Raw genomic sequence first — 19,477 nt, forward strand, 5'->3', positions numbered from 1 at the left:
TAGCGTCGAACACTCGGCTATGGCCCAGACTGTTCATAATGCGCTGCGGCTCGAACGCAGAAAAGGGCCGGTAGGGCGGATTGGAGCCGACTACATCGGCGGTAGCTCCACGAGCGAAAGTGGAAGGCGTAATCCGCCATCTTGGGCGTGCCACAACTATAGCATGTGCTATCCTGCTTCTCATGCCGAATTATCGTCGTTCCGGGCGGCTGCTGGTTCTTCACCGTCAACCTGCTGGAGCGGCGGAAAACCCTGCTCGCCGATCATATCGCGATGCTGCGCGAGGCCGTCGCCATAACCCGCCGCGACCATTCCTTCACCATCGATGCCTTCGTCGTGCTGCCCGATCATCTGCATGCGGTCTGGCAACTGCCGCCGGGCGATCATGATTTCTCCACGCGCTGGCGTCTGATCAAGACGCGGTTCGCGCGAGCGCTGCCGAAACAGGAGCGGCTCAGTGCTGGGCGCGTCGCACGCCACGAACGCGGCATCTGGCAGCGGCGGTTCTGGGAGCATTTGATCCGCGACGAGTCCGACTATGCGCGCCATGTCGAATATTGCTACATCAATCCGCTCAGGCAAGGCCTCGTCACGCGCGTGTGCGATTGGCCGTATTCCTCGTTTCATCGCGACGTGCGCGCGGGGTTGTTTCCGGAAGATTGGGCTGGTGACGGCGAGGTGGACGGTGATTTCGGCGAGCGACGGTGATTGGGCGGGTTGCTGGTTCTGATCGGCGGATTACGCCCAACGGGTCCGCTTTGCGCGGACCCGTTGGCTCCAATCCGCCCTACCGTTGCTGCGTCGCCTCGTGCGCAAGCGAAATCTCGCTGCGCGCGTGCGACAAATCAACCCGACGGGCAAATCACTTCCGATTTACGGAAATCGTGTCAAGCCCTCAAATAAAAAATATTTCTGTTTACCGGAAGGAAAATCAGGTGCATATGTTTGCCCATCCCGTCCCACTCAGAGGGCGTCGGCCGTCGTCACGGACGTTGGGCGGGTTGCGGTGGACGCTGGTTTACGCCTCGACGACGGCGTGGATAAGCGTACGGCAAAACCGTGTGGTCCTGGCGCCCGTTGCTGGCGTCAAGCCGTCGGCTAAGCGCAAGCTGAACCGGTGGTGACGGAGTCAACCAAGAACTCGTCTCCGGGGAGAGCGCGGCATAAGCCGTAAAGCCATTGCGCAGGGAAGGCCGGGTGTTCACCGCTGCCCTGTATGCTCGTGTGCATGTTGTTTTGTGCAATCCGCACACGGGACCGCGGGTGCAGCGCGCACCCGGTCTTCCCTGCGCCCTCTATTTTCGAGGGCAAGGAATTTCTGGCAAAGCTCGGGCGCAATGCGTCGCGAGAATGCGAAGGCATATTCAGTTGTCGTCACCCGCGAAGGCGGGTGACCCAGTATTCCAGAGACGTCAGCGAAGAATCGAGAAGCCGCGGCGTACTGGATCGCCCGGTCAAGCCGGGCGATGACGGCAAGGGCTGTTTGAAATTTGAATCCAAAGTCTGACCGCGTCATTGCGAGCGAAGCGATCCATACCTCAGCAAGTCGTGAGATGGATTGCTTCGCTTCGCTCGCAATGACGCGGAGAGGGTTGCGGACGTTCACGCGGAAGGCCGGGACGGCGAGGACGAGAGCGCGACCCGTCAGCCCGCAGCGCTAGCTCGCGGTCGACGGGCGCACCACGCGCTTGATCTTGTCGGTGGTGTAGCTCTGCCCGCCGATCGACAGCAGCGGCGGGGAGGCGCTGAGATCGACTGAATCGACGACGCCCTGGACTTCGGTGGAGATCGAGACGTTGTTGCCTGCACTGTCCTTGCCTGTTGCGGTGAGGGTGTAGGTGCCGGCCGGCCACTGCGCGCCGTCATTGCCCTTGCCGTCCCAGACGAAACTGGAGCCGCCCTGCTTCAGCGCATAGCTGCCGGAATAGGCCGTCAGTCCCGTCGAACTGGTGATCGTGATCGATGCCGTGGTGTCTTTCTCCGACTGGAAATTCCAGGTCGCCGACTTGTCGAACTGCGCCTTGCTGCCGTCGACCGCAACCGTGTTGCCGACATAGACCAGCGCCTGCGTCGCCTGGGCGCTCTTTTCGATTTCGATCAGCGACTTCAACTGCTCGTTGGACCGCAGCTGCTGCTCGACGCCGGCGAACTGCACCAGTTGCTGAGTGAACTGGTTGGTGTCGAGCGGATCCATCGGGTTCTGGTTCTGCAGCTGCGTCGTCAGCAGCGTCAGAAAGGTCTGGAAATTGTCCGCGATCCCCGTCGTCGCCGTCGAGGACGTCGAGCTCGTGGAGGTCGAACTGCCGGTTCCGGCCGCCGACACGATCGGTGTCGGCATGGTTGCTTCTATGCCCATAACGCTCTCCGTTAAACCCTGATGTCCACGCCGCCGCTCGCTCCGAGCATGCGGCCATAGTTGCGGCCGGCAACCGCCGCCGGAATGCTGTCCTCTTCGCTGACGACCAGCCGATGGGCATTGGGATTGGACTGGTTGCCGTCGTTCTGGCCCTGCGAGGATTGATCGCGCAGGCTGAATTGCAGCCCGCCATTGCCGGTCGAAAGCCCGGCATTGTCGAGCGCGCGCTGCAGCTGGTTGGCGTCCTGGCGCAGCATCGACAGCGTCTCCGGCCGCTCCACCGTCAGATGCGAGGTGACGTGGCCGTTGCGATCGACATCGATACGGACGTCGATGCGGCCGAGCTCGGCCGGATCGAGCCGGATTTCGAAACGGCTCTTGCCGCTCCTGGCGGACGCCGCGATTTCCATCGCAAGCCCGCTGAGCGGCACCGCCGCTGATGTCCCGACCGCGACGTTGATCTGGGGTGCCGGGGCCGGCGTGGTGGAAGATGTCGGCTGCTGCGTCTGGATCGCGCCTGCGGCCTGCAAGCCGTTGTTCGATGCGTTCATCAGCGTCTGGCTGACGTCGGCCGTGACCGGATGCGCATGGGCGGCCGCATTGGCCGATGGTGCCGGCGCGCCGTTGCCTGAGACGTCAGCCTTAGCGGCGTCGATGACGCCGTTCTCGGCTTTCGCTTGGCCGGCGACCTCCGCCTGCGGTGCGGTGGCGGGAACGATGGTGCCGGGTGCCGGAGCTGCGGGAGCGGCGATCGTGCCGGCAGCCTTGTCGGACTCGCCTGATGTCGCAGTGGCTTCTTTCGTGACGACCGTCGTCTTGGCTTGCGTTGCGGTTTTCGACACACCGGCAGCCGTCGCAGCTGCGGATGCAGCCAATGCAATGCCTGTGACCGTGGTGTCGGCGGAGGTGGCCTGCGCGGTGACGGCGACGCTGACCTCGGTCTGGGCATCGATCTTCGCGCCCGCTGTCTTGGCGGCGTTGGCGGTCGCAGCCGGATTTGCGCCGGCATCGGCCGCCGGAGCGCCGCTGAGCGAGGCGGTAGCAGCAATGGCGGCTGCGGCGATCGCAAGCGGCGCCGTCGCGGAATCGGTCGGAGCTTTTGCGCTCGAGGCTTCCACTGTTGCCGTCGCGACGGGAATCACGGTGGCAACAGCGCTGGCTGTTACCAGCGCTGCCGTATCCTGTTTTGCTTCGGTCTGATCGGCGGCCGCAGCGCCTTCGCCGGAAGCGGGCTTGCCTTCCGCCTTGGTCTCGTCCGGTTTCGACGCGTCGCACTTGGGGGAATCCGATTTCGTCTTGGAGCGGGTTGCGTCAGCCTTCGTGTCGGCCTCGGCGTTGTCGCGGGCATTGCTGCCGGCATCGCGGCTCGTGGAGTCCTGGCGCGCGTCGCTGCGTGCGGCCTTGTCGGATGCCGCTTTGTCCGAAGCTGCCTTGTCCGATGCGGCGGTGTTGTCGCGCGCCCGGTGGTCCGCCGGGCCTTGAGAATCGTCAGCGCGGCGCGGCGCGGTGTCCTGGGGGCGGTGGTCGCTGTTGGCAGCGGCCTTGTTGCTGTCGACCAACGCGGCAAAGCTGTCGTTTCCGGCCGCCTGGTCGGAATCCGATCGCCCCGACCTCGCCGTCGCGCCTTGAAAAGACACGTTTGCCAATACTTCTGACGTGACACTAACCACGGGCGACCCTCGCGCTGAAACCTTGGCTACCTCTGAGCAAGGACCGGGCCACGCTGGATTGTAGGAAAATATCTTGTTATTTCAATGTTTTATGGTGATGCCGGGTCGGCCGCGGAGGCCCTGGGCCGCCCCCCTTTTCTGCCCGGCGGCAAGATTTGCCGTCTATTGCCGGCCCAAAACCCGGTCCGGCTGATTGCCTCCCGGGAATACGGCCTATATTAAAGAGCGGGCTTCCGGTCCGGCCAAAAAGGGCCGGACCGGGCCTTAAGGCCTTATATGTAAAAGGCTTTTTTGAACTCTTGCCGCGCGGCGCTGCCTCGCGATTGAAGCCGATTGACCTGCCATGCCGAACAGTCTGGACCTCGAAGGCCGCCCCCAGGACACACGGATCGTGGTCGCCATGTCTGGCGGCGTCGATTCCTCGGTGACGGCTGCCTTGCTGAAGTCCGAGGGCTACGACGTGGTCGGCATCACGCTGCAGCTCTACGACCATGGCGCGGCCACCCATCGCAAGGGCGCCTGCTGCGCCGGCCGTGACATCCACGACGCCCGCAATGTCGCCGAGCGGATCGGCATTCCGCATTACGTGCTCGATTACGAAAGCCGTTTTCGCGAGTCGGTGATCGAAAATTTCGCCGACAGCTACGCGCTCGGCGAAACGCCGGTGCCGTGCATCGAGTGCAACCGCTCGGTCAAGTTTCGCGACCTGCTGTCGACCGCGCGCGAGCTTGGCGCCAGCGCGCTGGCGACCGGACATTATGTCGCCTCGCGCCGCCTCGTGGATGGATCGCGGGCGCTGGTGTGCGCCGCCGACGCCGACCGTGACCAGAGCTACTTCCTGTTCGCGACCACGCCCGAGCAGCTCGACTATCTGCGCTTTCCGCTCGGCGACATGACCAAGCCGCAGGCGCGCGAACTGGCTCGGCGCTTTGGCCTCGAGGTCGCCGACAAGCAGGACAGCCAGGACATTTGCTTCGTCCCGACCGGGCGCTACACCGACATCATCGGCCGCCTCAAGCCCGGCGCGATCGAGCCCGGCGACATCGTCGATCTCGACGGCCAAATCATCGGCCAGCATCAGGGCATCGTTCATTTCACTGTCGGCCAGCGCAAGGGACTGGGCATCGCGTCAGCCGCGCCGCTCTATGTCGTCAAGCTCGATGCCGCCAGCCGCCGCGTCGTGGTGGGGCCGCGCGAGGCGCTGCGGATGGACCGCATCCAGCTGCGCGACGTCAACTGGATCGGCGGCGGCGCGCTGGAGCGCGTGATCGGCGCAGGCATCGAGATGTTCGTGCGCGTGCGCTCGACGCGCCCGCCGCAGCCGGCCTGGCTGCGTGCGGTCGATGGCGGCTATGAAGTCGAACTCGTCGCCGGCGAAGAGGGCGTTTCGCCGGGCCAGGCCTGCGTGTTTTACGACGCGCTCTCGGGGCAGGCGCGCGTGCTCGGCGGCGGATTCATCAGAAGTGCGACCGCGCGGAACGCCTCGGCGAGGGCAGGGGCACAGGCGGCAACTTCACCGCCGCTTGCCGAGGTGATGCGCGGCTAAAAATGCGGGGCACAAGGGCGGGGGCTTAAGGGAATGACTGCGGACATCGACCGCGAGGGGGTCGAAAAGGCTTATGGGCGCTGGGCGCCGGTCTACGATCTCGTGTTCGGCAAGGTGTTCGAGCACGGGCGTCAATCGACGATCGCGGAAGCCGACAAGATCGGCGGGCGCATTCTCGACGTCGGCGTCGGCACCGGATTGTCGCTATCGGATTATTCGCGCAGCACCAAATTGTGCGGCGTCGATATTTCCGAACCGATGCTGCGCCGGGCGCAACAGCGGGTTCGCGCGCTCGGCCTCTCCAATGTCGAAACGCTCGCGGTGATGGATGCCAAGAATCTGGCGTTCAAGGATTCGTTCTTCGACGCCGTGGTGGCGCAATATGTCATCACCGCGGTGCCGGATCCCGAACGCACGCTGGATGATTTCATCCGCGTGCTGAAGCCCGGCGGCGAACTCATCCTGGTCAATCACATCGGCGCCGAAAGCGGCCCGCGGCGCGTCTTTGAACTTGCCTTCGCACCGCTGGCGCGGCGGCTCGGCTGGCGGCCGGAATTCCCCTGGGAACGATTGACCAACTGGGCTGCCAAACATGGCGGCGTCAGCCTGACCGAACGGCGGCCGATGCCGCCGATGGGGCATTTTTCGCTGATCCGCTTCCGCAAGTCGTGAAATCAGCCGGGAACCTCCGCGGCTGCGGACCGTTTTCCCTGCATGGCAATGAAACGCTCGCTCTTTCTGTCGTGTGTTCTGATGGCGGCCTCCGGCATGGCGGCGGCGCAGGCCCCGCCGAGTCCGGCCACTCCCCCGGCTCCGACCGCGCCGCCATCGGCAGCTCGGACCGCCAATTGCGCGCCGATGCAACCCATGCCGCATTCCGGCGCGGCAGCGCCGGAAGGCACCACCACCGGCCAGCGGGCCGAACCGCTCGGCGAAAGGCTGGCGCGCTCCGATGGCGTGCTGTGCCCGCCCGCCGGCATTGATCCCGAAATCCACGCGCCGACGCCCGGTGGCGGCAAAACGCCGGTGATTCCGCCGCCCGGCAGCCCCGGCGGCGATCAGTCGATCCGGCCCAAATAGCGCCGTTTGCAGGCAGTTTTCGAACCGGACGGGGTTGCTTGACAGGTCGGCGACCGACTCCTTATATGCCGCGCGTTCGCGACTGCGGTATATTGGGCCGTGACGATGAACCGTGGCGAGGTAGCTCAGCTGGTTAGAGCACGGGAATCATAATCCTGGGGTCGGGGGTTCGAGTCCCTCTCTCGCTACCAATAGCTGCCGGGGTACCAACTCCCGAAAATCTTCAACGAATTCAATGGATCGGACGCTTCGCCGGCTTGTACGGCGTGCCCTGTGTCACATGGTTTGGGCACCGTGGCCGAATGGCGTTCGCTTGCGCCGATACCGTTAATCGTCGCTACCGTCCCCGGTACCGAATTACGGCGGCCGCTCGGCATCACTAGCCTAGGCGGGCTGCTGGTCTCCCAGCTCCTCACGCTCTACACGACTCCGGTGATCCACCTGCTGCTAAACCGGCCTCGGCCATTGCCGCGAGCCGAGTCCGCTTTACTGCGGCGTAATGCCGGCATCCTTGATAATTCGGCCCCATCTGTCGATCTCGCTCTTGAGAAGGGCTTCGAGCGCTGCGGGCGTCGCGCGTTCCTGCTCGACCGGCGCCATGCTGAGTTCGGCGAAGCGGTTGACCAGGGGCGGGTCCTTCAGCGCCTTTTGCAGCGCGTCGACGAGCGCATCAACGATCGGCTTGGGCGTATTGCGTGGCGCATACAGCCCGTACCAAGTCGTGACGTCGAACTTCGGCACCCCCGCTTCCGCCGACGTCGGCACACTCGGCAAGGTCGGCACGCGCTTCTTGCTGGTGATGGCGTAACCGGGGATGGTGCCGGCCTGAATATAGGGTGTCGGTCCGGTGGCCGGATCGCAGTAGACGTCGATGTGACCGGCGATGATATCGTTCAGCGCGGGGCCGCCGCCCTTGTAGTAGATCGGTGTGAGCTTGGCTTCGATGGCGTTCATGAACATCAACCCGCACAGGTGTGACGCGGAGCCGAGGCCGACATTGCCATAGGTGACCTTGTCGCCCTGGGCGCGCACATGCGCGACGAGTTCCTTGAGGTCCCTGGCCGGAAAATTCGCACGCGCCACCAGGATCATCGGCACGTCGGTGACGAGACCGATCGGCGCAAAGTCGCCAACGGGGTCGAACGGCAGCTTGGCGTAGAGCGCCGGCGCTGTGGCTTGGCCGACATGCATCAGCAGCAGGGTGTAACCGTCAGGCGAGGCTTTGGCGACGCGATTGGTTCCAAGGGTACCACCGGCGCCGACGACGTTTTCAATGACGAGCGACTGCTTCAGCGTCGCGCTCATCGATGTCCCGAGCAGGCGTGCAATGACGTCGCCGGGCCCGCCGGCCGAGAAGGGAACGACCAGCGTGATCGGCCGGCTCGGGAATTCCTGGGCGAATGCCGGCAGTACGGGCGACAGCAACAGCATCAGAAGAACGCGTCTTACAAGATTCATGACAGCTTCCTATCGGCCTTGTGGCCCCTTGAAACGGCTTGGTCGAAATAGCGTTGGGTCATTCATCCGCGGTCGCCTTCTCGTTCGACGCGGATGATTGTTCGATCATGCTGAGCGCGGCCACGGCCGCCGCGTTGATGTGATCGACGCAGCATTTCTCGGCGAGGTCGGGATCGCCGCTCTGGATGGCGCGCCAGATCGCGGTTACCTCGCGCAGACTCTTGTTGATGCGCTTTGGCTGCGACATCGAGGTAATCCGCAACAGCGTGATCCGGTCGTGCAGCGGCCTGAGCATTCGTTCGATGAACGCGTTCTGACAGCCGCCGATCAGCGCCGCATAAAACTCCGTCTTGGCTTCGAGGGCCGTGATCAGGTCGGAATCGGCGAACGCCGCTTTCAGCTTGGTGAGAGCGTCCCCGATCCGGCGGACGACGGCGGGGTCGTGCAGGCGCGCGCATTCGCGTCCGGCAAATCCTTCGAGGACGGCGCGGGCGGCGTAGAGCTGCTTTGCCTCCTCGAGGCTGATGGTGCTGACGACAGGGCCGCGGTGAGGGACGGTATTGACGAGACCATCGGCTTCCAGCAACCGGAGCGCTTCGCGAATGGATGGCCGGCTTACGCCGGTCATCTCGCAAAGCTCCCGTTCGACCAGGCGCTGGCCTGGCTTCAGCTTTCCGGACATGATCGCCTCGCGCAGCTTCTGGGCGACCATCGACCGGACGGTCGGAACGTCCTCGATCCGGAGCGTGGATTGCAATTCACCGCGTTTGTCCATTGTCTTCCGCCTTCGCACCGGCATTGGTTCAATAGCGATTTACGGGCAGAATCATCATCTCCGCAATCTGAACATGCGGCGGCTGATCCAGCGCAAATACGATCGACCGGGCAATGTCGGCCGGTTCGAGCGCCATCTTGAACTGCTCAAAGTAGTCCTTTTCCTTCTCCCGGTCGCCGCGGTAGCGGGTGAGGATGATGTTGGTCCTGGTCAGGCCGGGCTGCATTTCGGTGACCCGGATCGCCGTTTCGGCAAGCTCTCCGCGGAGCGTTTCAGTAAACATGTGCACGCCCGCCTTGCTGGCGCTGTAGGCGGCCATATCAGGGACGATGCGTACGGCGTTGATCGAGCTGATGTTGACGATGTTGCCGGCGTTACGCCTGACCATCTCCGGCAGCAGGCTGCGGGTCACCCGCATCAGGCCGATCAGATTGGTCTGGATGATCCCGGACCAATCGTCCGCTGAGCCTACATCGAAGCGGGTCCGGCCGCCGATGTCGTGGCCGGCGTTGTTGACGAGGATGTCGATCGGTTTGAAGGCATCCGGGATGAGGTCGGGCAGGCGGTCCACGGCCTTGGTGTCGGTAATATCGAGTTCGATCGGGAATGTGTTGTCGCCCATCTCAGCGGCGAACGCACGAAGCGAGGCCGGATCGCGGTCGGCGAGCACGACCCGCCGCCCGCTTTCGACCAGCGCTTTCGTGATCGCACGACCCATGCCACCGGCGGCGCCGGTCACCACGGCATTTCGGCTCGATGCTTCAGCCATTGCAGATCTCCTGGGTGGGACAGCCGATGATGTTCATGCGATGGACCAGCCTCCATCGATCGGCAGGGTAGCCCCCGTGATATCCTGCGCGGCCGGACTGCACAGGAAGGCCGCCATCGCGCCGACGCCTTCCATGGCGACAAACCGCCCGCTCGGCTGCCGGCTCGCAAGGTAGTCACTGGTGGTCTCGTCGATGCTGCGGCCTTCGCTGGCCGCGATGGCTGCGATCTTTCCCTGAATGGCCGGCGTCGGCAGCGTGCCCGGACACAGTGCGTTGCAGGTAATTCCGCTCTTTGACGTTTCGATTGCGACCGCACGGGTCATGCCGACGATGGCCGTCTTGGTGGTCACATAATCGATGCGGTCCGCGACCGCACGCGTCGAATAGATCGATGCCATGTTGATGATGCGGCCCCATTTCCGTTGCTTCATGCCGGGCAATGCAAGCCGGATCAGGTGGAACGGGGCCGATAGATTGACGGCGAGAGCTTCGTCCCATCGTTCCGGCGGGAAGTTCTCGACCGGTGAAAAATGCCGTACCACCGCATTGTTCACCAGGATATCGACCGCGCCGACACGTCCGAGCAGGCTGGCCATCATCGATTCTATGGCGGTGCGCTGTGCCAGGTCGGCTGCGATGCTGACTACCTCGACGCCAAACTGCGCGCGCAGACGATCCCGCGTCTGCGCCGGTTCGGTCAGGTCGTGCAGGACAATGCTGGCCCCCGCGCCCGCCAGGCTTTCGGCCACGGCGAGACCCAAGCCCGCCGTCGCCCCGGTCACGAGAGCCCAGTTGCCCTTTAGCATCGCCTTAAGTTCCTCGGTTACTTCTTGTCCAGTTCGGCAAACACTTCCTTGGCGTTACGGAAAGCGTCCACGCCGGCCGGCACGCCGCAATAGATCGCGACCTGCATGAACACCTCGCGTATCTCCTCGCGCGTGGCGCCGTTGGTCAGGGCGCCCCGCACATGGGTTTTGAGTTCCTGCGGCCGGTTGAGCGCGCACAGCATCGCAAGGTTGAGGAAGCTGCGGGTCTTGTGCGTGAGGCCGTCGCGGCCCCAGACATAGCCCCAGCAATATTCCGTCGTGAGGTCCTGCATCGGCCGGTTGAAATCATCGGCCGATGCGATCGCCTTGTCGACGAACTCGCTCCCCAGAACGTCCTTTCGGATCTGGAGGCCTCGATCGTATGTTGCCTTGTCCATGTCGGTATCCAATCTTGAGCTAGTTTTTCGGCCAGAATGGCTGCGACAGCGCCAGTTGCGGCGGGAATACCGTGACCGGTACGCCGGTTTGCCACTGCACGATCGTCATGCCGGCGCCGACGCGGCGACCCTTCGCGTCGAACTTGATTTCGCCGAGCGGGTAATATTTCGAAGGGCCGGCATCCATGGTGCGCAGCGCGTCGGCGACCGCAACGCGGTCAGCCTTACCGGCTTTCTCGAGCGCGTCCTTGATCACCCACATGTCGCCATAGGTGGAGATCGCGTTCTGCGTCATCCATGGCTCCTTGTAGCGGGTCTTGAGTTCGGCGATCAGTGCTTCGTGACCCTTGGCGCCCCAGCTGGCGACGCAGGTGAGCAGGCCCTGCAGCAATTCCGGGCTGACGGTCTGCAGCATGTCGGGTTCGGCGATTGCGATGCCGAACGAGATGGTCGGAATCTTGCCTTGTCCGAGGCCGAACTCATTCATCTTCTCGAGCAGCAGCTTGGCGTCGGAAATCACCGTCGGCAGGAAGAACAGAAGATCAGGTTTCGCTGACCGGATTTTTTGAACCAGCGGGGTCGCGTCGGCGAGCGGTGGCGTGAAGGTTTCATCGACGATCAGCTGCAGGCCGTTTTCGGCGAGCAGGCCGTCGCGCATCGCCTTTGCGGAAGATACCGACGCTGCGGTGTTGTCGGTGATGATCGCGACCGTTTTCGGTTTCTTGCCGGAAGCAGTTTCCGCAAGCTTCACGATCTGCGGCAACGCCTGTCTTGCCTGCGATCCCGCTGTCGCCGAGGTCTGGAACACATACTTGAAGCCGCGGTCGGTAATCAGGTCGGAGTAGGAGAGGGTGAGGACCGGAAGGTTGGCCCGCTCCGTGACCTCTGTGACGGCCAGCGTGAACGAACTCAAATAGGCTCCGCTCGCAGCCACCATGTCGGTTTCCTGGGCGACCATCCGCTGCGCGGCGTTCTTGGCCTTCTCGGTGGTGTCGCCGGAATCGAGCACGACCAGCTTGAGCTTGGCGCCGCCCAGCGACTTGATGCCGCCCTGCGCATTGATGTGCTCGACCCCCATCTCGGCGCCGTGGCGCATCACGGCTCCGGGGCGCGCATAAAGGCCAGAGATCGGCACCAGCAATCCGACCTTCACTTCGGATGCTTGCTGTGCCCACGCGCGAGACGAGATCAGACCGGCGGATGCGCCGGCGAGTAAACTACGCCGTGTCAGTGCAGATCGGGTATTCCTTGTCATGACAATTCCTCCCTGAAATCTTTGTTGACGACATGATGGTCAGGACTTCTTCGGCCAGAACGGGGACGCTTGAGCGAGGTCGGAAGGGAACACGGTGACGGGTACGCCGTTCTGCCACTGCACGATGACGACGCCGGCACCGACACGGCGGCCCTTTTCGTCGAACTTCAACTGGCCGCCGGGATAGTATTTCGCGGGCCCGCCATCCAGGGTGCGGAACGCATCGGCGACGGCGAGGCGGTTGGCCTTGCCGGCCTTTTCAAGCGCGGCCTTCATCAGCCACATGTCGCCGTAGGTCGAGATGACGTTCTGAGTCGCCCAGGGCTCCTTGTACTTGGCCTTGAGCTCGGCGATGATGTCCTCGTGTCCCTTGCAACCCCAATTGGCGACGATCGTCATGATGCCCTGGACGACTTCCGGGGTGACGCTTTGCAGCATGTCCGGCTCGGCAATGGTGATGCTGAAGGACACGGTCGGAATCTTGCCCTGTCCGAGGCCGAACTCGTTGATCTTCTCCAGGCCGAGCTTTGCGTCGGAGACCGCGTTCGGCATGAATAGCAGCAGGTCGGGCCTCGCCGACCTGACCTTCTGGATCAGCGGCGTGGCGTCGGAGAGCGGCGGCGTCCAGACTTCCTCGACCACGAGCTGAAGGCCTTCCTGCGCGAACAGTTTCTCCTTCAGCGCTTTGGCGGTTGCGACCGAGGTTGCCGTATTGTCCATCAGCATGGCGACCGTCTTCGGCCGCTTGCCGGCGGCCTTTTCTGCGAGCTTCATCAGTTCGGGCAGACCGAGTTGCGATTGCACACTGGCGGGCGCGGCGGTCTGGAAAATAAACTTGAACCCGCGATCGGTCAGCAAGTCCGAATAAGACAGCGTCAGGACAGGCAGTTCGGCGCGTTCGGTGACTTCAGTCACCGCCAGTGTAAAGGAGCTGAGATAGGAGCCGGTCGCCGCAACCAGATCGGGCTCCTGCGCCACCATGCGCTGTGCCGCGTTCTTGGCCTTTTCGGTGGTGTCGCCGCAATCGATCACGACGAGCTTCATCTTCGCGCCGCCGAGCGATTTGATGCCGCCTTGCGCGTTGATGTGCTCGATGCCCATCTCGGCGCCCATGCGCATCACCTGGCCCGGGCGGGTATAGATGCCGGATAGCGGCACGATCAGGCCAACCTTGACCTCGGCCGGCGCTTGCGCGCGCGCCATCGTCGACAGGCCGATCGCCGCCGCGCCTGACAGCACGGTTCGCCGCGTCAGCGACGTCTTCGAGATGTTGTCGGCTGCGTTGTCCTCAATCTTGTCCTGGCCCATTTTCGTCCTTCCAATGTTGTTGTTGTTGTTGTTGTTGTTGGTTACATGCCGAGATAGGCCTTGCGGATGCGGTCGTCCGCCCGCAAGGTTTCGTTGTTGCCTTCGAGCGCGACGCGGCCGGCTTCGAGCACGTAGCCGTGGTCGGCGGATTCAAGCGCCTCCGCCACGCGCTGTTCGACCAGCAGGATGGTCAGGTTCGATTGCCGGCGGATTTCGATCAGCCGTTCGAAGATGAAATCGGCGATGGTGGGCGCAAGGCCCATCGAGGGTTCATCCAGCATCAGGAGTTTGGGCGAGCCCGCGAGCCCGCGGCCGATCGCCAGCATCTGCTGTTGTCCGCCGGAGAGCGTGCCCGCGAACTGGCCGCGGCGCTCGGCCAGGATCGGCAGCCATTCGAAGATGCGCTCGATGTTGAGTTTCCAGTCGCGCTGGCCGGCCTCGGTCATCGCGCCCATTTCGAGGTTTTCCATCACCGTGAGCGAAGGAAAGACCTGACGGCCTTCCGGGACGTGGGCGATGCCGAGATGCGCGCGTTGCGACGGCCGGATCGCCAGCAGGTCGTGATCTTCGAACGTGATCGTTCCCGCGCTCGGCTGCACGATACCGGAGATCGTCTTGAACAGTGTGGTCTTGCCGGCGCCGTTCGGCCCGACGATCGCGACGAACTGGCCTTCGTCGACCTTGATCGAGACGCCGTTCAACACGGGAATCGCGGAATAGCCGGCGGTCAGCCCTTCAATTCGGAGCATGGGCCACCCATTTTTTGCCGAGATAAGCCTCGATGACGCGGCTGTCGCGCGTGACCGCTTCGGGTTCGCCCTCGACGATCACGGCGCCGTGGTCGAGCACCAGGAAACTGTCGACCAGGCGTACCATCGCCTGCATCGTGTGTTCGATAATCGCGATCGTCATGCCGTCGCGCGCAAGCCGCTGAATCACCGCCACGACCTCGTTGGCTTCGTCATGTCCGAGGCCTGCGAGCGTCTCGTCGAGCAGCAGGATGCGTGGCTGTCCGGCCAGCGCGCGAGCGAGTTCCATCAGCCGCAATTCCTTGGTCGTGAGTTCGCCCGCGATGCGCTCGGCGATCTCAGACAGTCCGACGCGGGCAATCGCATCGGCCGCCAGCTTTCTGGCCTCGGCATCGGTCTTGGCGCGCACATAGGCCCCGACCACGACATTGTCCGAAATCGACATGCGCAGGAACGGGCGCATGATCTGGAAGGTGCGGCCGATGCCGGCCTCGCAGAGTTCGTGCGGCTTGCGGCCGGACATCTCGCGTCCGTCGAGCAGAATCTCGCCGGTACCCGGCCGCAGGAATCCGTTGAGCAGGTTGAACAGCGTGGTCTTGCCGGCTCCGTTGGGACCGATAATTCCGAGGATCTCGTTTTGTCGCAGCTTGAAGCTGACATCCTGCACGGCCTTCAACCCGCCAAAGGAACGCGACAGGTTACGGACTTCGAGGACGACATCGCCTGTCCCGGCGGGTCGTTTGGCGCGCGCTGGCGCCGGTGCGGCGGGGGCGGCAGTCGCGACCGAAACATCCGGCGCGCTCGGCTTCGCCGCAGCCGATGGCGCCGACCGCTTGCGCAGGGAGTCACGCACTTTCCAGAACAGACCCTCAGGGGCGAGCAGGATGACGCAGATGATCGCGAGGCCGTAAATGACCCCCTGAATGCCGGGAAAGCGCGAGCCCGCTTCGGCATTGAGTGTTTCGGCGAGCGGGATCAGGATCACCGATCCGATCACCGGACCCCAGACTGTTCCAACACCGCCGAACATGGCGACCGTCAGCGCCTGTGCCGATACCAGCATGCCGAACACGGATTGCGGGGTAACCACCAGCAACACGACAGCGTAGAACCCGCCGACAGCCCCGGCGATGGCGCCGCTGAGCGTGACGGCACGGAGCTTCCAGGCCAGCGTGTTGATCCCGGCGGCTTCCGCGGCCGCCTCATTTTGCTTGATCGCAAGCAGCGCCATGCCGAAGCGCGACCGTTCGATCGCCCGTGTCAGCAGGATGGTGCCGAGCATCATCGCCAGCGCCAGCAACGTGTAGAGACGGTGATCGGCGAACTGCATATAGGCGATCGGATTGTCGCGCTTGATGGGCAGCGTGACTTCCTGCAGGCCGAGCCATTCGAACACGTACAGAATGGCAAGCGGGTAGGCCAGCATCGCCAATGCGAAGTAGTGCCCCTGCAGGCGGAAGGTCGGAAAGCCGATCAGCAGTCCGGCGATACCGCCGAGAACGGCCGCGATGGGGATCGTCACCCACGGCGACAGGTCGAAATGGATCTGGCAGAGCACGACGGTATAGGCGCCGACTCCGAAGAAGGCGGCATGACCGAACGAGATCAGCCCGGTGTATCCGCTCAGCAGATTCCACGACAGCCCGAAGATCGCCCAGACAGGAACCAGCGTCATCACCAGCTGGTAATAGGAATTGGTCACGCTCAGCGACACCGCGGCATAGAGCGCGGTGAAGACGAGGATAGGCAGCAGTGAACGCCATCCGTGCATGGTCATGTCCTCTCGACCATGCGTCCGAAGAAGCCTTGCGGACGAAAGAAGATGATCAGCAGGAACACGACGAAGATCGCGGCGTTCTGCAATTGCGTCGGCAGGATCAGCGTCGACATCTGCTGCACGAGGCCAATCGTCATGCCGCCCCAGAAGGCGCCGATGAGGCTGCCCATGCCGCCGAGCACGACGCCGGCATACATGACGATGACGTATTCGACACCGACGAAGGGATGGAATGGATAGTTGGTGGCGAGCAGGCCGCCAGCAATCGCGGTGATTCCGGTGCCGAGCGCGAAGGCGATGCGGTGCGCGCGGTCGACGTCGATGCCCATATAGGTCGCCGCGGTAGGGTTGTCGGCGGCGGCGCGCAGCGATTTTCCGATCCGCGACCGCGTGATCATTAGCGTCAGCAGCAGCATCGTCACCAGCGAAACGACGGCATCTATCCCGCGCGCCTTGTTGATGAAGACGCTGACGTCATAAAGCATCGGTCCAAGCTCCCACGCCGAACTCGACAGCGGCGTCCGGATCGAGGCCAGTACGGAGCCGAACACGAGCAGGCCGCCATTCTGCAGGATCAGTGCGATTCCGAGCGTCAGAATGAGCTGGGCATAGTGACCGTCGCCCTCGAGCGAGGAGGTGCGCATGCCTGATACGCGCGATATCAGGGTAAGATGGACGAAGTAGCCGAACACGGCCAGCACCGGGCCGGCCAGCAGGATCGCGACGAATGGCCCGAAAGTGTTGCCGAATGCCGCCTGCACGCCGAACGCGGTGAAGAAATAGAACGCGGCATACATGCCGAGCATCATGAAATCGCCCTGGGCGAAATTGATCACCCGCATGACGCCGAAGATCAGCCCGAGCCCGACGCACATCAGGCCGTAGACCGCGCCGATCAGGAGTCCGGCAGACAGTGCTTGCAGGAAGCCTTCCAGGGCCTGGGTCACTGAAAACCTCTCGTGCGGAGGGAGGATCGGTGTTTCGTGCCGGCCATCGCTGTGGCTGTTTTGGCCATTTCCGGTTTGAACATTTTGCTCCCCAGTTTCAGTTTGTCGTTATCGATCATGATGCCGGCCGCAGTCGCTGCCCGGACGGTTCAAGCCGACACCGGGCGGCGATGAGGCGGCTGTCCGGAAGCGATGTGCAGTTGCTCACCAGCTCTTCCAGATACAGCGCGGGCTTGTCGCCGATGACGCCGGAAGCAGCACGCCGAAAGCGGCTGCGGATTTCGTCCGGTGTGGCCGCGATCACGTTGTCGAGGCGGTGGTGGATGATCTTTCCATTACGCAGGCCAACAAGGATCTCGGCGCCCTGGTTCGCGGGAAATGCGGCGGAAAGATCAGGCGCGCTTTGCAGCTCGGTCCGCTCGACGAGGCGGAGTGTCCTGGGATCGTCGATGTCAGCGTAGTTTTCTTCTTCAAGCGCGCCGCGCGCCAGCACGGCGGCGACGCTGAAGGGAATGCTCATCTTGGCCTGCAGCGCGTTGTGAAAGGGCCCCTTCGAATCGCAGCCCGGGTAACGGGCCGCGGCTTCGGGGACGCGAATGGCAACGGTCGCGATGTCGTCCGTTGATCCGAATTCGCGCGCGGCGCGCAGGGCAGCCTGGGCTGCGGTTTGCGCGAAATTGCAGGCGGGAGCCGGCTTGTTGTAGACGGCCATGATTTCCGGCACGGCGCCGTTGAACAAACGGATATCGTCGGGGGCGGGCCGGCGGCCGAAGGCGGCGAACAATCCGGCTTCGCCCTCGAGAATCGTTTCCGAAGCGAGGGCGCCGGCCTCCGCCAATTCGATCGCCGCAATCGCGTTACGCGCTGCAAAGCCCGGGTGGAAATACATTTCGGAGCCGCCGGCGCGCGGCCATTCGTTCAGGCCGGCCGATGTGTTGGCGGCAATGGCAATGGCGCTGGTTGCGGCATTTTCGGTAAGGCCAAGGGCATAGCTTCCCGCTAACGCTGCGCCGAGTGGCGTCACAAGACCGGTCGGCCGGTAGAGGCGGGCGAGATCGGAGGTAAAGAGCGCGCGGCCGATCTGCGCGCCGGTCTCATAGCCGATGATTGCAGCAGCAAGCAATGTCGCGCCTGATAGCGGCGTTCGTTCCGACAATGCGAGCAACGTCGGCCAGATCACCACGCCATGGTGGCAGATGCTGGCGGCGTGCATGTCCTCGCGCACCAGGCCGTGGCCCATGGTCGCGTTGGCGAAGGCCGCGTCGCCAGGCGAGGCGCGAGTGTGGGTGCCGATGACAGTTGCGCCGTCTCCGACCTCGCGCGCGATACCGATCGCCTGGCGGCTCCACGGGTGATTGCGCGCCTCGAATGCGCAGGAGAGAAAATCGAGGAGGCAGATTTTTGCCTTGGCGATGACCTCAGCGTCGAAACGGTCGGGGGCGACGGCAAGCGCGGTGCGCGTCAGCGCTCGCGCCAACGAAACCTCGCCTGGTCCGCTCGATCCGATCGTCATGGCCATCGCCCCTCGCGCCGGTGGCTTCGGTCTAGCCGCGCATTTCGACGCCGGCCCATTCCTCAAGCACTTTGGCGATCGAGGTGAAGTCGGATGACGCGCCATACTTGGCATTGGTAATCGCGAGCATCTGCCTGACGACCGAGCCGCAGACCATCGGAACGCCCATGGCTTCGGCTTCATCGACGCAAAGCCGGACGTCCTTGTAGGAGAGGCCGGTGGTGAATCCGAAATCGAAGGTGCCGGGAAGCACGGCGCGGGGGAATTTGTCTTCGGAGGCGCTGTTGCGCCCGCTGCTGGCGTTGATGATGTCGATCAGCACCTTGGCGTTGACGCCGCCCTTGACGCCCATCGCCACCGCTTCGGAGGTAATCACCAGAGCCGCAGCCGCCATCAGATTGTTAGCGAGTTTCGCGGTTTGTGCGGTGCCCGGCTTGTCGCCGGTGTAAAACAGCTTTCCGAAATGTTTCAGGATCGGCTCAACCCGGTCATAGGTCGCCTTCGGGCAGGACACCATGACCGCGAGCGTGCCGTTCACCGCGCCCTTGATGCCGCCGCTGACAGGCGCATCGACCAGGGTCAGGTTCCTCGCTTCAAATCCCTTCGCTATCAATTTGGCGGCGCCGGGTCCGGTGGTGGACAGGTCGATCAGCACCGTGGCGCGGTTTCCGGCAACGATTCCATCGGGCCCCAGCGCAACCGCCTTGACGATATCAGGGGTAGGCAGACTGCAAAGCACGATATCCGCGCTCGATGCGACTTCGGCGGGTGATTTCGCAAGCCGTGCGCCGCGCGCAACCAGCGCCTTGGTCGCCTCGCTCTGCGAATCGTAAATGCACAGCGAGTAGCCGGCGTCGAGCAGGCGCCCGGCCATCGGTCCGCCCATGCGGCCCGTTCCGACAAAGCCGATTGTTTCCGCTGCCATGGTTCGCTCCCTGTCGCGCCGCAAGCCGGGGCGCATTCTTGTTCTTGCCGCGCCGGGGGTTCCCCGGTCGCGTTTCGCCAAATTTCCAGATTGTCAGTCAATCTGTCAAGCATAAGATTCTTGTCGACAGGCGATGTCGCGCCG

The 19,477-nt window shown here is 63.6% G+C and carries 18 protein-coding genes, 1 tRNA gene and 1 pseudogene; 6 read left to right on the plus strand and 14 right to left on the minus strand.

Going from position 1 to position 19,477, the window contains the following annotated elements; genetic code table 11:
* Positions 1 to 165: 165 nt before the first annotated feature.
* Positions 166 to 708 (plus strand): REP-associated tyrosine transposase, encoded by a 543-nt coding sequence (locus JQ558_RS23345; protein ID WP_312015015.1) that lies wholly within the window; start codon positions 166 to 168, stop codon positions 706 to 708.
* 949 nt (positions 709 to 1,657) lie between these two features.
* Here JQ558_RS23345 and JQ558_RS23350 read toward each other — a convergent pair.
* Together JQ558_RS23350 and JQ558_RS38165 are read right to left on the minus strand one after the other, a co-directional pair.
* The gene (locus tag JQ558_RS23350; RefSeq protein ID WP_212209139.1) at positions 1,658 to 2,356 is read right to left on the minus strand and encodes a flagellar hook assembly protein FlgD; all 699 of its coding nucleotides are present in this window, start codon (positions 2,354 to 2,356) and stop codon (positions 1,658 to 1,660) included.
* 11 nt (positions 2,357 to 2,367) lie between these two features.
* Positions 2,368 to 3,993 (minus strand): flagellar hook-length control protein FliK, encoded by a 1,626-nt coding sequence (locus JQ558_RS38165; protein ID WP_212295331.1) that lies wholly within the window; start codon positions 3,991 to 3,993, stop codon positions 2,368 to 2,370.
* A 376-nt stretch (positions 3,994 to 4,369) separates the two neighbouring features.
* Between JQ558_RS38165 and mnmA the strand changes: the two genes are divergently transcribed.
* From mnmA to JQ558_RS37360, 5 genes and pseudogenes are all read left to right on the plus strand, one after another.
* The gene (gene mnmA / locus JQ558_RS23360) at positions 4,370 to 5,572 is read left to right on the plus strand and encodes a tRNA 2-thiouridine(34) synthase MnmA (protein ID WP_212295332.1); all 1,203 of its coding nucleotides are present in this window, start codon (positions 4,370 to 4,372) and stop codon (positions 5,570 to 5,572) included.
* 33 nt (positions 5,573 to 5,605) lie between these two features.
* Positions 5,606 to 6,244 (plus strand): class I SAM-dependent methyltransferase, encoded by a 639-nt coding sequence (locus tag JQ558_RS23365; protein WP_192737539.1) that lies wholly within the window; start codon positions 5,606 to 5,608, stop codon positions 6,242 to 6,244.
* A gap of 42 nt (positions 6,245 to 6,286) precedes the next feature.
* Positions 6,287 to 6,652: a hypothetical protein gene (locus JQ558_RS23370; protein ID WP_212273862.1), complete on the plus strand. Its 366-nt coding sequence runs from the start codon at positions 6,287 to 6,289 to the stop codon at positions 6,650 to 6,652.
* Positions 6,653 to 6,766: 114 nt separating this feature from the next.
* A tRNA-Met gene (locus JQ558_RS23375) sits at positions 6,767 to 6,843 on the plus strand.
* A gap of 124 nt (positions 6,844 to 6,967) precedes the next feature.
* Positions 6,968 to 7,135 (plus strand): annotated as a pseudogene (locus JQ558_RS37360) (efflux RND transporter permease subunit); the annotation flags it as partial.
* Between the two features lie 3 nt (positions 7,136 to 7,138).
* Here the strand turns inward: JQ558_RS37360 and JQ558_RS23385 are convergent.
* The 12 genes from JQ558_RS23385 to JQ558_RS23440 form a co-directional block, all read right to left on the minus strand.
* Positions 7,139 to 8,110: a tripartite tricarboxylate transporter substrate-binding protein gene (locus JQ558_RS23385; RefSeq protein WP_212295333.1), complete on the minus strand. Its 972-nt coding sequence runs from the start codon at positions 8,108 to 8,110 to the stop codon at positions 7,139 to 7,141.
* Positions 8,111 to 8,168: 58 nt separating this feature from the next.
* A complete protein-coding gene (locus JQ558_RS23390; RefSeq protein WP_192734570.1) occupies positions 8,169 to 8,885 on the minus strand; it encodes a GntR family transcriptional regulator in 717 nt (238 codons plus the stop codon).
* Positions 8,886 to 8,913: 28 nt separating this feature from the next.
* The gene (locus JQ558_RS23395) at positions 8,914 to 9,654 is read right to left on the minus strand and encodes an SDR family oxidoreductase (RefSeq protein ID WP_212295334.1); all 741 of its coding nucleotides are present in this window, start codon (positions 9,652 to 9,654) and stop codon (positions 8,914 to 8,916) included.
* A gap of 33 nt (positions 9,655 to 9,687) precedes the next feature.
* A complete protein-coding gene (locus JQ558_RS23400) occupies positions 9,688 to 10,461 on the minus strand; it encodes a 3-hydroxybutyrate dehydrogenase (protein ID WP_212295335.1) in 774 nt (257 codons plus the stop codon).
* A 17-nt stretch (positions 10,462 to 10,478) separates the two neighbouring features.
* Positions 10,479 to 10,859 (minus strand): carboxymuconolactone decarboxylase family protein, encoded by a 381-nt coding sequence (locus JQ558_RS23405; RefSeq protein ID WP_212209146.1) that lies wholly within the window; start codon positions 10,857 to 10,859, stop codon positions 10,479 to 10,481.
* Between the two features lie 19 nt (positions 10,860 to 10,878).
* Positions 10,879 to 12,114, minus strand: a complete 1,236-nt coding sequence (locus JQ558_RS23410) for an ABC transporter substrate-binding protein (protein ID WP_212295336.1) — start codon at positions 12,112 to 12,114, stop codon at positions 10,879 to 10,881.
* Positions 12,115 to 12,153: 39 nt separating this feature from the next.
* Positions 12,154 to 13,422 carry an ABC transporter substrate-binding protein gene (locus tag JQ558_RS23415; RefSeq protein WP_212295337.1) on the minus strand — a complete coding sequence of 423 codons (1,269 nt, stop codon included), beginning with the start codon at positions 13,420 to 13,422 and terminating at the stop codon, positions 12,154 to 12,156.
* 41 nt (positions 13,423 to 13,463) lie between these two features.
* A complete protein-coding gene (locus JQ558_RS23420; RefSeq protein WP_212209149.1) occupies positions 13,464 to 14,171 on the minus strand; it encodes an ABC transporter ATP-binding protein in 708 nt (235 codons plus the stop codon).
* Positions 14,158 to 15,948 (minus strand): ABC transporter permease subunit, encoded by a 1,791-nt coding sequence (locus JQ558_RS23425; RefSeq protein ID WP_212295338.1) that lies wholly within the window; start codon positions 15,946 to 15,948, stop codon positions 14,158 to 14,160. Before JQ558_RS23425 ends, JQ558_RS23420 begins: the two co-directional genes overlap by 14 nt.
* Positions 15,945 to 16,883 carry a branched-chain amino acid ABC transporter permease gene (locus tag JQ558_RS23430; protein WP_212295370.1) on the minus strand — a complete coding sequence of 313 codons (939 nt, stop codon included), beginning with the start codon at positions 16,881 to 16,883 and terminating at the stop codon, positions 15,945 to 15,947. The genes JQ558_RS23425 and JQ558_RS23430 overlap by 4 nt, the downstream gene beginning before the upstream one ends.
* A 127-nt stretch (positions 16,884 to 17,010) precedes the next feature.
* A complete protein-coding gene (locus JQ558_RS23435) occupies positions 17,011 to 18,408 on the minus strand; it encodes an MmgE/PrpD family protein (RefSeq protein ID WP_212295339.1) in 1,398 nt (465 codons plus the stop codon).
* Between the two features lie 31 nt (positions 18,409 to 18,439).
* Positions 18,440 to 19,369, minus strand: coding sequence for an NAD(P)-dependent oxidoreductase (locus tag JQ558_RS23440; protein ID WP_283813850.1), 930 nt, complete (start codon positions 19,367 to 19,369; stop codon positions 18,440 to 18,442).
* Between the last annotated feature and the right edge of the window lie 108 nt (positions 19,370 to 19,477).

It is taken from the genome of Bradyrhizobium sp. AUGA SZCCT0160 (assembly GCF_018130105.1).
In the GTDB taxonomy this organism is placed as follows: domain Bacteria; phylum Pseudomonadota; class Alphaproteobacteria; order Rhizobiales; family Xanthobacteraceae; genus Bradyrhizobium.

Excerpts from the sequence above, each read along its gene's own strand:
- JQ558_RS23395 (WP_212295334.1), bottom strand. The coding sequence starts at position 9,654 with ATGGCTGAAGCATCGAGCCGAAATGCCGTGGTGACCGGCGCCGCCGGT.
- JQ558_RS23440 (WP_283813850.1), bottom strand. The coding sequence starts at position 19,369 with ATGCGCCCCGGCTTGCGGCGCGACAGGGAGCGAACCATGGCAGCGGAA.
- JQ558_RS23385 (WP_212295333.1), bottom strand. The coding sequence starts at position 8,110 with ATGAATCTTGTAAGACGCGTTCTTCTGATGCTGTTGCTGTCGCCCGTA.
- JQ558_RS23390 (WP_192734570.1), bottom strand. The coding sequence starts at position 8,885 with ATGGACAAACGCGGTGAATTGCAATCCACGCTCCGGATCGAGGACGTT.
- JQ558_RS23435 (WP_212295339.1), bottom strand. The coding sequence starts at position 18,408 with ATGACGATCGGATCGAGCGGACCAGGCGAGGTTTCGTTGGCGCGAGCG.
- JQ558_RS23370 (WP_212273862.1), top strand. The coding sequence starts at position 6,287 with ATGGCAATGAAACGCTCGCTCTTTCTGTCGTGTGTTCTGATGGCGGCC.
- JQ558_RS23410 (WP_212295336.1), bottom strand. The coding sequence starts at position 12,114 with ATGACAAGGAATACCCGATCTGCACTGACACGGCGTAGTTTACTCGCC.
- JQ558_RS23420 (WP_212209149.1), bottom strand. The coding sequence starts at position 14,171 with ATGCTCCGAATTGAAGGGCTGACCGCCGGCTATTCCGCGATTCCCGTG.
- JQ558_RS23350 (WP_212209139.1), bottom strand. The coding sequence starts at position 2,356 with ATGGGCATAGAAGCAACCATGCCGACACCGATCGTGTCGGCGGCCGGA.
- JQ558_RS23405 (WP_212209146.1), bottom strand. The coding sequence starts at position 10,859 with ATGGACAAGGCAACATACGATCGAGGCCTCCAGATCCGAAAGGACGTT.
- JQ558_RS23415 (WP_212295337.1), bottom strand. The coding sequence starts at position 13,422 with ATGGGCCAGGACAAGATTGAGGACAACGCAGCCGACAACATCTCGAAG.
- JQ558_RS23425 (WP_212295338.1), bottom strand. The coding sequence starts at position 15,948 with ATGACCATGCACGGATGGCGTTCACTGCTGCCTATCCTCGTCTTCACC.
- JQ558_RS23400 (WP_212295335.1), bottom strand. The coding sequence starts at position 10,461 with ATGCTAAAGGGCAACTGGGCTCTCGTGACCGGGGCGACGGCGGGCTTG.
- mnmA (WP_212295332.1), top strand. The coding sequence starts at position 4,370 with ATGCCGAACAGTCTGGACCTCGAAGGCCGCCCCCAGGACACACGGATC.
- JQ558_RS23365 (WP_192737539.1), top strand. The coding sequence starts at position 5,606 with ATGACTGCGGACATCGACCGCGAGGGGGTCGAAAAGGCTTATGGGCGC.